The following is a 15941-nucleotide window of genomic DNA, read 5'->3' on the forward strand; positions in this document are numbered from 1 at the left end:
CTTGGACCGCAGGGTCCTGGGAGAGTAGGAAGCCGCCAAGCGAAGAACCACTGCCGATGTAATCGGCGGTGGTTTTTATTTTTTTATAGATATATTTAGTGAATTTATGCATCAAAAAAAGGCCTTATTATATAGTACATTTTTACAAACATACCATTCCAATTGGAACGGTAATGTGTCTCATCTTTTCATTTGTCCTCAGTGTACATACATATGTGTTCAACAGACAGTACACCCTATAGAAGAGGGCGGTTTTCCTTGACAGTCTAAATAGCGCTTTGCTATCATGGCAATAATAAATTTTTAAGTAACGTACTTTTTAGGAACATACAGCCTGGAATCAACAGATTTTGGACCGTAAAGCAGAGCACATATTAAGGAGGAACACCCGCGTGTGGGAAGACAAATTTGGTAAGGAAGGCTTGACCTTCGACGATGTTTTGCTGGTGCCACGGAAATCCGAGACACTGCCTAAAGAAGTAGACGTATCCGTTCGTTTGAGCGATAACGTGAAATTGAACATCCCTTTGATCAGTGCCGGGATGGATACCGTTACAGAAGCAACAATGGCAATTGCCATCGCTCGGGAAGGCGGCATTGGTATCATCCATAAAAACATGTCCGTCGAACAACAGGCTGAAGAAGTGGACCGTGTTAAACGTTCCGAGAGTGGCGTCATCACCAATCCGTTCTCTCTCACTGCCGATCACCTGGTATCCGATGCCGAAGCGGTTATGGCTAAATACCGGATTTCCGGTGTGCCGATCGTGGATGCCGATCAAAAGCTGGTCGGTATTTTGACAAATCGCGATTTGCGTTTCATTCACGATTACGGAATCAAAATCAATGATGTAATGACTCGTGAAAACCTGGTAACTGCTCCTGTCGGCACAACGCTGCAAGAAGCCGAGGGGATTCTGCAGAAGCATAAGATCGAGAAGCTTCCTTTGGTGGACGAGACGAACACCCTTAAAGGGCTCATCACCATTAAAGATATCGAAAAAGCAATTCAATTCCCGAACGCAGCCAAAGATGCTCAAGGACGCCTGCTCGTCGGCGCAGCGATCGGCATTTCCAAAGATACGTTCGAACGTGCTGAAGCATTGGTACAAGCCGGCGTGGACCTGATTACGGTTGATTCCGCTCATGGCCATCACATTAATATCCTAGATGCGGTTCGCCAACTGCGTGAACGTTTCCCGAACCTGACCATTGTTGCAGGCAACGTTGCAACGGGTGATGCAACACGCGACTTGATCGAGGCAGGTGCTTCGGTAGTCAAAGTGGGTATCGGCCCGGGTTCGATCTGTACAACCCGTGTTATCGCGGGAATCGGCGTTCCGCAAGTAACGGCCGTATACGATTGCGCAACGGTTGCACGCGAATACGGTGTACCGATCATCGCCGACGGCGGGATCAAATATTCCGGCGAGATTACAAAAGCTCTTGCTGCCGGGGCTCATGCAGTTATGCTGGGAAGCCTGTTTGCAGGTACGGAAGAAAGCCCGGGCGAGTCGGAGATTTATCAAGGACGCCGCTTTAAAGTATATCGCGGAATGGGTTCCCTCGCTGCCATGAAACAAGGCAGTAAGGACCGTTACTTCCAAGATGACGACAAGAAGCTCGTTCCTGAAGGGATCGAAGGCCGCGTTGCTTACAAAGGGCCGATCTCGGATACGATTCACCAGTTGATCGGAGGTCTGCGTTCCGGAATGGGATACTGCGGGACAAGCAACCTGGAGCAGCTGCGCAACGATACGGCGTTTATCCGCATTACCGGTGCAGGGCTTCGCGAAAGCCATCCGCATGATGTACAAATTACAAAAGAGGCACCTAACTACTCCTTGTAATCAGAAGGGTGTCATTTATTCCCAAGGCAGGCTCGGCGATTTTCGCCGGGCTTGTCTTTTTTTGCGGATACCCCTGTGATAGAATAGTAAGGGTGGTTACGGACCATGGGCAAACGAGGGCGAAGCGACATTGTTGTTAAAATTGCCCGGACAAGCCTGTGGCGTTTTTATGAAGGGTTTCTCGTTTATTGAAGTCCTTGCTGCATGGGCCTTATCAAGAGGCACCAATGCAGTTTCTGTTTTATCATTATGAAGCGCATATGTCCTTCTACATAAGCATGTAGATATGCTGATTAAGTGACGATCGATCTTGTACTTTCAGAGCGACGGCATCGCTCTTTCGATACAGCGCATATACAAAGAAAAAGATTCACACCAACATCTGCACGGTTCAGGGCAAAAAAATATCACAGTTCAAGCTGTTCCACAGCTTCGGATGTGAAGGGAGAATTCACTACATTGAAAGCTAAACGAACGAATAAAAATAAACGCCAATTGCTCAAAAAAAGCGTAGCGTCGATGATGCTGGTCAACATGCTCTGCATGTCCGCGGTCATGCCGGTCATGGCGGCAGCGAATAATTCGGGTCAGGTTCTTACTGCAGCAGCTACCAAAACACAAACGGCAAAAGCAGCACAGATTCCATCCGTGGATTCCCTCGGGCTGAAGGTTAAATCGGCGATTCTCATGGAGGCCTCCACAGGGGAAGTTCTTCTGAATGTGAATGCGAATGAAGCTATGCCACCTGCGAGCATGACCAAAATGATGACGGAATATATCGTGGCTGAACAGGTCAAACAAGGAAAATTCAGCTGGGATGACGTCGTTGAGGTTAAGGATAACGCAGCAAAAAGTATCGGTTCCCGCATTTTTCTGGCCAAAGGGGACAAGCATACAGTTAAGGAGCTGTACATCGCGATGGCTGTAGGCTCGGCAAATGATGCTACGGTTGCGCTGGCGGAATATGTCGCTGGCTCTGAAGCCGAGTTCGTAAAAATGATGAACGAAGAAGCACAGCGTATGGGCATGAAAGATACGTATTTTATTAACTCTACAGGTCTTGACCGTGCTGACATGCCGGAGGATTACCGTCCTGCCGAAGACAAGGAAACGGTGATGTCGGCGTATGATGCGGCGATCCTATGCAGATACATCATTAAAGACCATCCGGACTATAAGGATTTTACGACGATTCAATCCTACAAATTCCGTCCAAACGACAAGGCGCCAATCATTAACTACAACTGGATGCTGGAAGCAAATAAAGATATCACCAACTTCAAAAGCTTTGCTTACGAAGGTTTGGACGGCATGAAGACAGGTCACACTACGAAAGCAGGCAACAATTTCACGGGAACTGCTGAGCGTAATGGATTGCGTTACATCAGCGTAGTAATGGGCACCACTTCTGAAGCAGCACGCTTTACGGAAACACGGAAGGTACTGGATTATGGATTTAACAATTTTGAGGTCAAGCAGGCAGTTGCTGCAAAAACGAAGGTAACCGGTCTGGAATCCGTTCCTCTTAAAAAGGGGAGTGAAACAACAGTTCCTGTCGTGACCGATAATGCGGTAAGCTTTGTCGTTCCGAAGGGTACGCAGAACCTGGATGTTACGTTCAAGACGAACGTATCGAACGATAACGACCTGGTGGCCCCAATCAAAGCAGGAACCAAGGTTGGAACGGTAACCTACACCTATAAAGCGGACGGCATGGAGCCTCAGGAGAAAACGGTAAACCTGATCACGGCAGAAGACGCGGAAAAAGGCGGATGGTTCCGGTTGTTCTTCCGTGCCATTAAAGATTTCTTCGTTGATCTGTTCGACGGAATCAAGAACCTCTTCTAACGAGCAGGGCCGATCCGAACCATCAATGAATATTACGCAAAGGTGGCAGCAGAGGATAAGCCTTTAGCCGTTTGCGTGTTATTCGATCGGATGGATTGTAACTTGGTTGGTTTTCCGGTAAAATATCAAGTTAGGATTCTACGTATAATCTGATGATTTTCCAGCTTAACCACAGTAATGAAATCTCCAAACTTGCCCCTTCCGAGCGCATGCAGGATCGTGGCATGTAAGGGAAGGAAAATGCGAAAATGAAGATTGGCGTTTTGGCACTTCAAGGTGCGGTAACCGAACATATACGCAGCATCGAACTTGCCGGGGCAGAGGGCGTACCTGTCAAGCAGGTTGAGCAATTGGCTGAATTGGACGGCCTGATCCTTCCTGGCGGAGAGAGTACGACGATAGGCAAGCTTATGCGCAAATACGGCTTTATGGAGGCCATTCGTTCTTTTGCAGCTGAAGGAAAGCCTGTTTTCGGCACATGCGCGGGATTGATTGTTATGGCAGAGCGTATAGCTGGACAGGAAGAGGCTCACCTGGGCCTTATGGACATGACGGTATCCCGGAATGCGTTTGGTCGTCAGAGGGAGAGCTTTGAAACAGATCTGCCTGTCAAAGGCATTGAAGGACCGGTAAGGGCCGTATTTATACGCGCGCCTTTGATCGAAAGCGTAGGGGAAGGGGTAAATGTGCTTTCCACCTATAACGACGAAATCGTCACAGCTCGTCAGGGGAACTTGCTGGCATGTTCCTATCATCCGGAGCTTACGGACGATTATCGTCTGCATGCTTATTTTGTAGACATGGCTCGTTCTGCTAAGAATGCTGTACCTAACCATGAATAAATAATGCACAACCTATGATCTCCCGATATCGATCACCCCTGTGATGGTTATGCCATTGCTCAGGAATTGTATGTGATCAGATGCCTGATGTTGCCCGTATCTGCTTGATGAGACAAAGCGGGGATCGCAGCGTGGGGTATCTTGTCACCGGGAGATAAAGGTTGTTTTTTTGGTTCCATGAAAAGCGAAGTTATAAGGGCTCCCTAATAATGCCGATAAAAGAGTAAGGGGCTTATTACGCGGAGGATTTAGGAGGGGTAGTAGTGCTTGATGTAAGAATTTTGCGAAATGAATTGAATCGAGTGGAAGAAGCGCTTAACAACCGCGGCAAGTCGTTGGACCTGATCTCGGGGTTCACCGAGTTGGATACCAAGCGCCGCGAGCTTCTGCAGGAGAGCGAAGCGTTGAAAAACCAGCGAAACACCGTTTCCGCCGAGGTGGCCAAACGCAAAAAAAACCGTGAGAATGCGGATGAACTCATCGTTGAAATGCGTGAGGTTTCTGATCGGATCAAAGCAATGGATGAAGAGGTTCGCGAACTGGAAGCCCAAATCAATGACCTGACCATGGCTATTCCCAACATTCCAAACGAGAGCGTGCCGGTGGGCGCATCCGAAGAGGATAATGTGGAAATTCGCCGCTGGTCCGAACCGAAAAGCTTTTCCTTTACACCAAAAGCACATTGGGAAATTGCGCAGGAGCTGAACATCCTTGATTTTGAAGCGGCTGCGAAAGTTACAGGTTCCCGGTTTACTTTCTACAAAGGGCTTGGAGCACGTTTGGAGCGTGCACTGATCAATTTCATGATGGATCTGCACAGCGATCAGCATGGATACGAAGAAATCTTGCCTCCTTATATCGTCAACCGAGATAGCTTGTTTGGTACAGGCCAGTTGCCAAAGTTCGAAGAAGATTTGTTCAAACTGAAAGATACCGAATATTATCTGATTCCGACAGCGGAAGTTCCCGTCACGAACTATCATCGCGAAGAAATTTTGAACGTGGAAGATCTGCCGAAGCATTTCGTGGCGTACAGCTCTTGTTTCCGTTCCGAGGCTGGCTCCGCTGGTCGAGATACACGCGGTTTGATTCGCCAGCACCAGTTCAACAAGGTGGAGCTGCTCAAACTCGCGACGCCAGAAACCTCGTATGAGGAATTGGAGAAAATGACCCAAAATGCGGAGCGCGTGCTTCAATTGCTTGAGCTCCCTTACCGTGTTTTGACGTTGTGCACAGGGGATATGGGCTTTACATCTGCCAAAACGTACGATCTAGAGGTATGGTTGCCGGAGAGCAATACGTACCGTGAAATTTCTTCTTGCTCCAATTGCGAGGATTTTCAGGCACGCCGTGCCAACATCCGCTTCCGCAGGGAGGCTAAAGCGAAGCCGGAATTCGTACATACCTTGAATGGTTCCGGTCTGGCGGTTGGCCGTACCCTTGCAGCAATCCTGGAAAACTACCAGCAAGAGGATGGTTCGGTTGTGATCCCTGAGGTTCTTCGCCCTTATATGGGAGGCATTAGCGTAATCACCCGCCGTTCGTAGGCAATAAAAACCAAGTGGGGATCCGGCGTAACATTTCGTAATAAAACGCCGGATTTTAATCCCACATGGAGCAAAGTAAAAGGGTTGCTTCCGCATATAATGATGTGGTATGATATGTTTCGTGGCAACTTTATAGTTCTTTATAACCTGGAGAGATACCGAAGCGGTCATAACGGGGCGGTCTTGAAAACCGTTAGAGTGCAAGCTCACGTGGGTTCGAATCCCACTCTCTCCGCCAACTTATACTTATAACACGCCGCATAGGGCTTTGCGGTGATTATGATTGAAACGCACTTGACTGTTGAATAGCGGTCTTGTGCGTTTTTTGTGTTCGTGACCGTTAGAGGGAAATTTGACGGGAGGTACTCAATATGAGTTCCAGAAATGGAGAAACACCGCATAAGAACGGGCGAAGAAAGTACAATTTTAGACAGTCTCCAACGGTTAGTAAACGGCCTACTTTTTCGGACTTAGAAACACCCTAAGTAAACCAGAGTTTGTGTGTGACCCTGCGTAGCCCTGACTTTCTAGCTCCGGCGAATATTCTCTCCTGCACTTTAGATAAGCATCTTATCAGAAATACTTAGAATATATAAGTTAAACTCGTTCAGACTTCCGTAAGTTAAAGGATATAAATTTATGGAGGAACATGTTTTAGAGATGTCCAGTTCATAAAAACTTCCGAAAATCACTTGTTAAAAATTGGATTCCCTAAAAAAGACTTTTGAATTAAGATAAATAGTATACATCTAGTACATCACATAATATAGGCATTTAATGCCTTGCTATATGCAATAATAAGTTAAAAGAGGGAGTTAACTATGGACAACTTAACAAAAGGAACATGGCTCGTGAACTCTGCTAATCATCTTGTTCAAGTAAAATCTACTGCTGCTGAATTATCATATTTCGAAGCAACTGCCCAGGCTGGGAAAGCTGGAAATTTTCTTAGTCGTTTGATTGCAGACAAGCAGGAGATTATATCTTTTGAGAAAGCTAAAGTTTTTGCGAGACAGTCGGGAATTTCAGCAGTTGAAATCAAGGCTCATTTAGATGCGCTTAAATTGGTAGAGAAAATTGATTACAATATTGATTCTTTAGGGAAGATTCATGAGCTTGAAATCTACTGTTTTTCTGCAGTAGATGCTCTGAATACGGTTGCTAATATTTATGATAGTTTTGAACCGGGAAGACATGAAGAAGCAAGTCTTCTAGGACTGCAAGCTACTTATGAACGTCCTCGTTACCAAGATGAGGTTGCAGAGATGCTTACAACGCAAGGAGTGGATGAAGAGGCAGCAACGACCACTCTTCAATTGCAGGCAGCTCTTGGGCTGGTAAAAACGAGTGATGTGGAAAGCGAAAAGCTTTTTTACAACGAATATGCCTTTAGCGGAGATGTTTCTAAAGTAGCTAAAGCCATTCGTGGATTAGAACGGGAAAAAAGGCAAATGGTTGAAGAGGTCCAGAATCTCGTAATGGACACTCCTGGATTTCTCTCTTCGGCAATTCCTGAACATATTGACCCTACTATAATAAAATTAATGGAAGGAGTAGGGTTGCTTGACGGGATTACCGTTCGCTCTGTTTTTGGAGAAGCGACTTACTTTACAGCGCCTCAGTCGAAAGGACAAGGTATTGGTAATACATTTCCTGTTTCAGCGGATGTCTTTCATAAAGCAAAGGTCTTGCTAAGTTGCTTGCGTTTTGGACAGACAGAATCTGTATCAGGTAGGGGAAGAATTTCTACTCAACAAAAGATGATGAGGATTGTCAATAAATTGTGTCGTGGAGAATGGGTAGGAAAATGTACAGCTATCGGACAAGACTATCAGTTGTTAGAAATGGATGGGGTTATTGAGACTAGTCCTGCCGGGGGCGGACAATTTTACATGAAGCTTCGTCAGATGGAAGTTGGAACGATGGTTCAACAGTTATTGAACCATAATAAGCTGCTTCCTGAAAGTGAAGTTAACGTAGAAGAGTTCATGAGGAAACAACCGAACTCATACATTACACCAGAGGTTAGAAGAAAACAAATTGAAGCACAGGATACTGCTTCTGTAGCAAATGCACGAGCGTTACTTTTAAATACGGTAAGGACGGGGTTGAGCGAATGACGACTAAAAAAAGTGGAGAAAAGGGTTTCTCCCTAGAGTATGCAGTGACTGGCTATTTTCAAGGCCAAGGGTACTTGACAAGACGTTCTATTCCAGTACACTCAGGTCCTGCTAACCAAGATGCTACAGATGTTGATGTAGTAGGTATATATTTTACGATGCCCTTTAAAGGGCATCGTATTATATGCGATTGTAAGAATAAACAACGCTCTAAACCTTATGAAAGAGTATTCTGGGCTAAAGGGTTGGGGGAATTTTCTAAAGCTGACGATGTGTATGTTTCTTTGCCTAAGGTTTCTTCTGAAATCATCAATTTTGCTTTAAAAGAAAAAGTAAGAATTGTTACTAGTGATAAAATTAATGAAATTTCTTCAACGCCTCTGGGATCTTATGGGGTTGCTGATGAAGTATTTTATAAACCGATATTTGATTCGATTAATAAAGTAATTAAATTAGATAAGTTAGCAGAACGTGACTGGCAAACTGTAAGAAAATTATACCTGAGGGATGACCCCTATACTTGTATCAATATTGCATTTAGTTATTTAGATAAATCATTAAAACAGCTGAAAATTGATGATAAGAATGCAGATAGATTTATTTTTTGGAGATATCTTGCTTGTGAACTAATAGTTTTAGTAAGTTTACAATTACTTTGGATATGTGAAGATACATTTTTATTAAGTGTGGAAGATAGAGCGGAGAGAATAATAAATAGACTGACATATGGACAGTTTCAGCCAACACAAGTAATTTCGTTGATGCAATCAGCAATTAACTTGTCAAAAGAAGTATTCCGTTCCTACAACCCTGATGCAAAGTTCCCTCAACAAGAAATGGTGAATATTAGAGAAATGCCCGCACCGACTTACGCCTATAGTTTGATTGGTTTAGTTGAGAGAGCTATAAATAATCCTCGCTGGTATATAGATTTGCCCCAGACAATAGACTTCCTGCTTTTTGAGCAAGGCTTAAAGGGGAAAAATTTTTCCGATATAGAATATAGAAGCATGCTCAGAGATGCATACCCAGAGGAGAAGATGAAGGTTGCTAAAAATATATTTGCCTTTTTAAAAGAAACATCTGGCTTTGAATGGGCAATGATTTTACCAAAAGTTGAAAGGGGGGATAATTCGACCTCCAAAAACGACAGTGGTAAAGGTGTGTCGAGGGACACTTTTCAAAAAATAACCCTAAAGCAGCAAGAGCAAAAAGAAGAATTGGCAAAGAAGGAGGATTCTAATAAGAAGTTTCAACCATTATTGGATGCTAAGACTTTGAGATACAACCCTAAAAATGATTTATTAGAAAATAAAACTCAAGATGTAAGAAATACAATTAAAGAGAGACCTTTAGTTTACCTGAATAATGTATTTATGAGTAATAATACAAAATACAAAGATTTAGGGCAGTTATTAAAAGAAAACAAATTTCAATCTTACAATGATATAATAAGAATGGATTCTGAAAAGCTCGATGAGTTTGCTAGAGAAATAAGTAGTTGCAATACATGGGATGATTTTTTAGAGAAAGCCATAAACGATGCTATAGACAGAAATATCGAAGAATTGAAAAAGAAATAGAATTGAGAATGGGTGACTTTCCTCCATTTTCTTCTAAATTATTAATGTATTGAATGTCAGTTTTTTCACCTGTTCCGAATTAGCACTAAAAAAGTCCAGTTTTATTAGACTGAAGCTCCTGCTTGTTTTTTGGTTTGCTAACTATAGAATTAGAAATTAATAATAAAGCACGCTTCAAAAGATACTAAAATCAATGAATCTAAGGGTTCTTACCAATTATGATAAGCTTAGACGTCGTAACAATGAAGTATTATAAAGTTAATCAACGCAAGGAATTGCGGTGTTCTATAGTGAGGGGGGTGAAAACCGTTAGGATTCAAGCCCACGTGGGTTCGAATTCCACCCTCTCAGCCAACTTATGAATGACAAGGATTTGGGCGTAAGCCTGAATCCTTTTTTGATACTAATGACGTCGAGAGAACGTTTTTTTATTTGGATTGAAATTGGTATCTGTTGATTCCTAACGCGTTCGAAGCAGATGCATAAAAACATGCTTAACGCCGCAACTTATAGGGGTGGAGGTGGTCAATAATGAACCGCGAGTTGAACATGGATCAAAATGAGCTTGTGGACGCTTGGCAGGAAGTGCTGCCCCAGGTCTTGAATGTAGGCGATCAGGCACAGGTAATGGCCGATGAAGCCGATCAGCAAGCGATACGCATACACATCGAGACGGCAGGGCATCAGATGTATTCCTTCGACTTTAAATGTGCTTACGTGGACTCGCGTGAAGTCGAGGTCCAGCTCGTGGACGTTGAACGGGATGGCAGAACTACCGATGAGCGCACCGAATCCATACAAGAACTAGCTTACGACTATAAACGTCACATCCATGAATGTGCCCAGTCTTTGCAGTCGAAAACGAACCGATAACTTGTGATCCAAAGGAGTGAGGAACTTGAGCAAAGCCAAAGCAGGCGTGGACAAAAATTTGCAAAACGTTGCCGCCGATCTGGAGCAGACTGTCGTCAATAGCCATCATGCCCAACAGATACAGCAGGATACCAACGACCGTCGCCATCAGGATTCCTTGAATCATGATAAAACGGAAGACATGGACCCATCCCATTCCTAATCTCTTGTACTGGAGGTAACCATATGAGCAAACCAAAGGCTGTGCCCGTACCCGAAGCTCAAGATTCCGGACAAAATCATCGGGATTCACGCAAGGATTCGACCATGCAAGAGCCATTATCCGGGTCGAAAAAAGTAAAAAACCGGAACCATGTGGGTCACTTGAATCCTGAAGGCTAGGCAGAATCAAAATATAACGGATTTTATATATTTAGCAAGACATAAAACTCTGGTTACCTAACCAGAGTTTTTGCGTATTAATACATATACCTTGGGATGGTAACGGTGCGCGCCTAAACCTAACATAGGTCTTTCTAGCTATTTTTCCGTGTTGGGACACAAATTTCCCAAAATGTGTTTCCGTTTTTCAATTTATGGTTTATCATTGAACTTGAATTGCTTTTTTGGGGGCAGACACACGAGAGGAGAGAAACAAATCAATGACAAAACGTATGGGGGCGCTTCTTCTTACATTGCTGTTGACGGTATCTTTGGCATTAACCGCATGCAGCAGCAAACAAGAACCGAAAGAAGCGTTAAAAACAGCAGCAGCGAACGCATCTAAACTGACTTCGTATGAGATGAAATCCAACTTTACCATTAACGAACTGAGCTATAAACCACAGGACCAATCGACGCAGGATCCGACCGTAACTCAATTCATGAGCATGCTGAAGGATGCCCAGCTGAATATTACGGGTGTATACCAAGCTGAGCCAATGCAAACCGAAATGACTTTAGGCATCGAGCTTAAAGGCGACATGGGCATGACGTTCAACATCCCGATGGTCTTAACTGCGGAGAAAATGTATGTTAAGGTTCCAAGCATTCCGTTCTTGCCGATTCCGGAAACGTTGGTAAACAAATTTGTCGAGATTGACCTGAAGCAGCTTGCTGAACAGGAGGGTACCGAATGGAACCCAAGCGCGATGGATGCGGCCAAAACGCAAAAGCTGAGCAACGAATTGATGGATGCCGTACTTAGCGAGTATGACCAAAACAAGTTTTTCAAAAACCTCGACACCAAGGATGCAAAACTGCCTGAAGGCGTAGATGCAAAACAAGTGGTTCAATTCACGGTAAACAATGACAACGTGAAGGAAGCCGTTACCGTATTGGTAACCAAAGCTTTGCCTAAAGTGATCGACATTATTTCCAAAGACGAATATCGCGAAGTGCTGCAACTGACGCAAGAAGATATCGATCAAGCTAAATCGGATTTGAAACTGACCGAGGAAGATAAAGCGGAGATGGAAAAGGATCTGGATAAACTGAAAGATGTACTGACCATCAATGCGTTCAACATTGATTTTGCCCTGGATAAACAAGACTTCCCGGTATACCAAAAAATGAATGCAGACGTTCTGATCAAAGATCCGGATACGAAGGATGAAATCAAACTTGCATTTACCGCATCGAATACGTATACGAAAATCAATGAAAAACCAGCATTCCAAATTAACATCCCTTCTGGCGATGACGTCATCAAAATGGATGAGTTGGAAGAACTGATGAATAGTTCTTACGGCTACTAAGCCTATCTGAAATAAAAACAAACCGTCTTTCGTAAAATGAAGGAGTGTTTCTTCATTTGAACGGAGGCGGTTTTTTTCTATACAAATGGGAAAGGCGAGAGATAAACTAAATAAAAACAATATTACGCAACGAAACAGGAAGGAGAAGGCAAGCATGACCCTTGGAGATGAACAGCTTGCGCTGGAATTCGCCCGGCATCCTGTTCGTGTTTACGGTGTTTATCGCACGTTACTGGAAGCAGAAAGATACTATGATGGCCACAAAGAAAAGCGAACCGAGAAATGCGCATTGCTCTTGGTGCTTAATGGTCGGGCGGAATTTCGTTTTACGGATATTCAGGGCCAACTGTGCAGGCTTTCACTACAGCCCGGGAATTCCTTTATTGGTGGTTTGAATATGAATTTGGAAATTCAGGTTGGGGAAGAAGACTTCGAATATGTACTAATTCATTATATGCCAGTATCCTTAATGGAGGGAGAGGGTTATCCGGCCCATACGCATATGATCCAGGAAATCAATATGGATCAGAACGACTCTGAGGTGAGCCTGCAGGCAGAGCTGATGCTGGCCCTTCTTGAAGTAGCTGCGAAGCCGGGGCATATGGAACAGTTGGAGAAACAGACATTGTTCTATCGTTTGCTCGAATCGGTGCTGCGCGCATCAAGGAACACCCGGAATCGGGAGAGCGGCAGAATAATGAATGCGGCGCAGGAGTTTATTCATCGTCAATACATGGAGCCGTTGACACTGGAAGGCTTGGCGGCGAGGTTCGGGATGAGATCCAAATATTTTTCTCACAGATTTCAACAGTATTCGGGAATGGGTCCGATGCGCTACCTTTCTAAATATCGCTTGAATCGGGCACGGGAACTACTTGAAGTAGGCAACTATAGCGTAAAGGAGGTTGCGGCCAAGGTAGGTTATGCAGACCCGTATTACTTCAGCAGGGTTTTCAAATTGCATATGGGCTTGGCGCCTTCCGAGATAAAAAAGAAGGGTAGGGAAGGGAAAAATCCATCCTGAATCGGACGATATCCATTGTATAAACAAGCTTCATCCGTATAATTGATAATGATAATTGTTATCATATTCGAGTGCGATACACACTGGAGGAATAATACGGATGTACAGAAAAAAGTATAAAAATAGAGGATTATTAGCTGCTCTCATCGTTTTGGTCTTCATGCTGGCGGCTTGCTCGGGACAATCGGAATCGGGTCAAACGCAAACAGATACACGACAGAGCGCTAACGAGAAGGCCGAAAACTCGAAAACCTCGGTGGATCCGGAATCGACGGAAGAGGCAAACGTAACTTATCCACGTACGATTCAGGATGCTCGTGGAAGCGTAACGTTGGAACAGCAGCCGAAAAGGGTAGCTCTCGCTCATTGGGGATTGAGTGATGATCTGTTGGTTTTTGAGCTGGATTCGATCGCCATCACGCTTCCATTTACGAAGAACCAATCTTTGTTGGATAGCGATATTTATAAACCATATGTCGAAGGAAAGAAACAGATCGAAGTGGTAGGTGAAAATACGCAGGTTAACCTGGAAGCACTGCTCGCCTATGATCCCGATTTGATCATTGCCGGAAGCGAGACCAACAAGGATATTATCGAGCAGCTTGACCAGATCGCTCCGACCATTGTTATAGATGAGACCAAAAGCGATGTTTTCAAGGAGTGGCGTGCCACCATTAACGAGTTCGGTAACATTTTGGGACAAGAAGAGACAGCGCAGAAATACATCAGTGATTTTGACGGCAAGCTGGCCGAGGGCAAGAACAAGTTGGCATCGATGGATGGCACGGTTGCCTTTCTGCAAATTCGGGAGAAACAAGCTTACCTGCAAGGGAAAGACTATATTACCGAGTATTATGAAGGTCTGGGATTGACACCGCCATCGACCGAGGCTGGAGAGTTAACGCTGGAGGGGCTGGCTGAGCTCGATCCGGATTATCTCTTCCTGGGATACTTCAATATGGAAGACCCGTCATTGCCGGCAGTTTCCGATGAGTGGGAAAAAAGTGCTGTCTGGAAGGGGCTCAAAGCCGTCCGAAATGGACATGTGTATAAAATAAACGGACAGATTGCATTCGGATTTGGTCCTATTAGCAAAAATTACGGAGTAGAAGCGATCGTCCATGCGGCTCAGGCCGAATAACGTCATAAAAAAACTGCACTGCCAACATTTCTGTGTTGAGGGTGCAGTTTTTTATGTCCTCACAAGATCATTCGTGTTCTTCGGGCAGATCCTCAGCAACAATGGCATAAATCCGGTGATCCTGATATTCGCCGTTGATTTTGAGATATTTACGGGCGATGCCCTCGGCCTGAAAGCCGTTCTTCTCCAGTACGCGCTGCGACCCCATGTTGGAAGGCAAAATGGCGGCTTGAACACGATTCAGCTTTAATGCCCGGAAGGCATACGCTACAGCCAGCTTGACAGCCGCAGTCATTCGTCCGCCGCCTTGATAGTCGGGGTGAATAAAGTAACCCAAATCCGCATAGTTGGCAACGCCATGAACGACGTTGTTAAGACTCACTTGACCGATGAGGGCATCGTCGCCCAATGAAAAAATCCCGAATTGATACCCCGTTCCTTGTTCGGCCGCGTTCATTCGATCTGCAAGACGCCTGGTCTGGGCATCCAATGTGTAAAACTCGTCGTCTCGGATCGGTTCCACAGCTTGGTAGGGGACACGAGTAACCCGGATCATGTTCAAATAGGGCTCAGCATCCAAAGTGGTAAGCAAACGCATGCGGATCCCGTTAGGGGTATCATAAAGGGTCAGAGGCATATACAGCACGTCCTTTCATAAATAAACCAGTGTTATTTTTTGCGTAATCGCCTGAAAAACTCAGTTAAAAGCGAGGCACATTCCGGCTGCAAAATGTCCGCGATGACTTCGGTTTGATGGTTAAAACGAGGCTCCTGCAACAAATTCATCAACGTTCCAGCGCAACCGGCCTTGGGATCGGCAGTACCGAAAATTACGCGCGGCACCCGTGATTGCACAATAGCTCCCGCACACATCGGACAAGGCTCCAGCGTAACGTACAGGCTGCAGTCCAATAGGCGCCAAGCACCAATCGTTTCGCTGGCTTGCCGAATGGCTACCATCTCCGCATGAGCGGTTGAATCGAGAGTGGTTTCCCGCAGGTTGTAACCGCGTCCAACAATACGATCGTTTTGAACGATGACGGCACCGATCGGAACTTCCCCCAGCGCTTCGGCTTGACGTGCTTCGGCAATGGCTTCCCGCATCCAGAATTGATGCCGCTCCTCCTCGGAATAGGATGAGAAGTCAGTAGGGATAGAATGATCAAACATGCTTTAGTCAAACTCCTTCCAGAAGAGAACAATGTAAGAGAACAAACATTCGTTTGTTAACATGTTGTGTATAAGTCTGTGGATAACAGAGTAGTTGCTCACATAGTTATAAACAGGATATCCACAAGCCTGTGGATTTGTGTATAAAATCATGATTGATTTTATTGTAGATGCGAAAATGACAAAAAACAATGAATTTCGACCTGA

Annotated in this window: 14 protein-coding genes and 1 tRNA gene; 13 read left to right on the forward strand and 2 right to left on the reverse strand. The window is 44.8% G+C overall.

The window, feature by feature from the left end; translation table 11 throughout:
* Positions 1 to 392 precede the first annotated feature (392 nt).
* From guaB to RSX24_RS31330, 13 genes are all read left to right on the forward strand, one after another.
* On the forward strand, positions 393 to 1850 hold the full coding sequence (gene guaB / locus RSX24_RS31270; protein ID WP_236421473.1) for an IMP dehydrogenase: 1458 nt from the start codon (positions 393 to 395) through the stop codon (positions 1848 to 1850).
* Positions 1851 to 2309: 459 nt separating this feature from the next.
* Positions 2310 to 3698, forward strand: coding sequence for a D-alanyl-D-alanine carboxypeptidase family protein (locus RSX24_RS31275; RefSeq protein WP_438286910.1), 1389 nt, complete (start codon positions 2310 to 2312; stop codon positions 3696 to 3698).
* A gap of 248 nt (positions 3699 to 3946) precedes the next feature.
* A complete protein-coding gene (gene pdxT / locus RSX24_RS31280) occupies positions 3947 to 4540 on the forward strand; it encodes a pyridoxal 5'-phosphate synthase glutaminase subunit PdxT (protein ID WP_236421474.1) in 594 nt (197 codons plus the stop codon).
* Between the two features lie 263 nt (positions 4541 to 4803).
* A complete protein-coding gene (gene serS / locus RSX24_RS31285; RefSeq protein ID WP_236421475.1) occupies positions 4804 to 6087 on the forward strand; it encodes a serine--tRNA ligase in 1284 nt (427 codons plus the stop codon).
* 149 nt (positions 6088 to 6236) lie between these two features.
* Positions 6237 to 6325, forward strand: a tRNA-Ser gene (locus RSX24_RS31290).
* Between the two features lie 583 nt (positions 6326 to 6908).
* On the forward strand, positions 6909 to 8207 hold the full coding sequence (locus tag RSX24_RS31295; RefSeq protein WP_343262785.1) for a hypothetical protein: 1299 nt from the start codon (positions 6909 to 6911) through the stop codon (positions 8205 to 8207).
* Positions 8204 to 9790, forward strand: a complete 1587-nt coding sequence (locus RSX24_RS31300) for a hypothetical protein (RefSeq protein WP_343262786.1) — start codon at positions 8204 to 8206, stop codon at positions 9788 to 9790. The genes RSX24_RS31295 and RSX24_RS31300 overlap by 4 nt, the downstream gene beginning before the upstream one ends.
* A 531-nt stretch (positions 9791 to 10321) precedes the next feature.
* Entirely contained in the window at positions 10322 to 10663 is a 342-nt protein-coding gene (locus RSX24_RS31305) for a hypothetical protein (RefSeq protein WP_236421476.1), read from the forward strand.
* A 25-nt stretch (positions 10664 to 10688) separates the two neighbouring features.
* A complete protein-coding gene (locus RSX24_RS31310) occupies positions 10689 to 10865 on the forward strand; it encodes a hypothetical protein (RefSeq protein WP_236421477.1) in 177 nt (58 codons plus the stop codon).
* Between the two features lie 23 nt (positions 10866 to 10888).
* Positions 10889 to 11044 (forward strand): small acid-soluble spore protein P, encoded by a 156-nt coding sequence (locus tag RSX24_RS31315; protein ID WP_236421478.1) that lies wholly within the window; start codon positions 10889 to 10891, stop codon positions 11042 to 11044.
* A 260-nt stretch (positions 11045 to 11304) separates the two neighbouring features.
* Positions 11305 to 12399 (forward strand): hypothetical protein, encoded by a 1095-nt coding sequence (locus RSX24_RS31320; protein ID WP_236421479.1) that lies wholly within the window; start codon positions 11305 to 11307, stop codon positions 12397 to 12399.
* Between the two features lie 154 nt (positions 12400 to 12553).
* Positions 12554 to 13423: a helix-turn-helix domain-containing protein gene (locus tag RSX24_RS31325; protein WP_343262787.1), complete on the forward strand. Its 870-nt coding sequence runs from the start codon at positions 12554 to 12556 to the stop codon at positions 13421 to 13423.
* 100 nt (positions 13424 to 13523) lie between these two features.
* Positions 13524 to 14564, forward strand: a complete 1041-nt coding sequence (locus RSX24_RS31330) for an ABC transporter substrate-binding protein (protein WP_236421481.1) — start codon at positions 13524 to 13526, stop codon at positions 14562 to 14564.
* A 67-nt stretch (positions 14565 to 14631) separates the two neighbouring features.
* Here RSX24_RS31330 and RSX24_RS31335 read toward each other — a convergent pair whose 3' ends face one another.
* Both RSX24_RS31335 and tadA read right to left on the reverse strand, forming a co-directional pair.
* Positions 14632 to 15201, reverse strand: a complete 570-nt coding sequence (locus RSX24_RS31335) for a GNAT family N-acetyltransferase (RefSeq protein WP_236421482.1) — start codon at positions 15199 to 15201, stop codon at positions 14632 to 14634.
* Between the two features lie 32 nt (positions 15202 to 15233).
* Positions 15234 to 15734, reverse strand: coding sequence for a tRNA adenosine(34) deaminase TadA (gene tadA / locus RSX24_RS31340; RefSeq protein WP_343262788.1), 501 nt, complete (start codon positions 15732 to 15734; stop codon positions 15234 to 15236).
* Between the last annotated feature and the right edge of the window lie 207 nt (positions 15735 to 15941).

The sequence above is a fragment of the Paenibacillus hubeiensis genome, from assembly GCF_032334105.1.
In the GTDB taxonomy this organism is placed as follows: Bacteria; Bacillota; Bacilli; order Paenibacillales; family Paenibacillaceae; genus Paenibacillus; species Paenibacillus hubeiensis.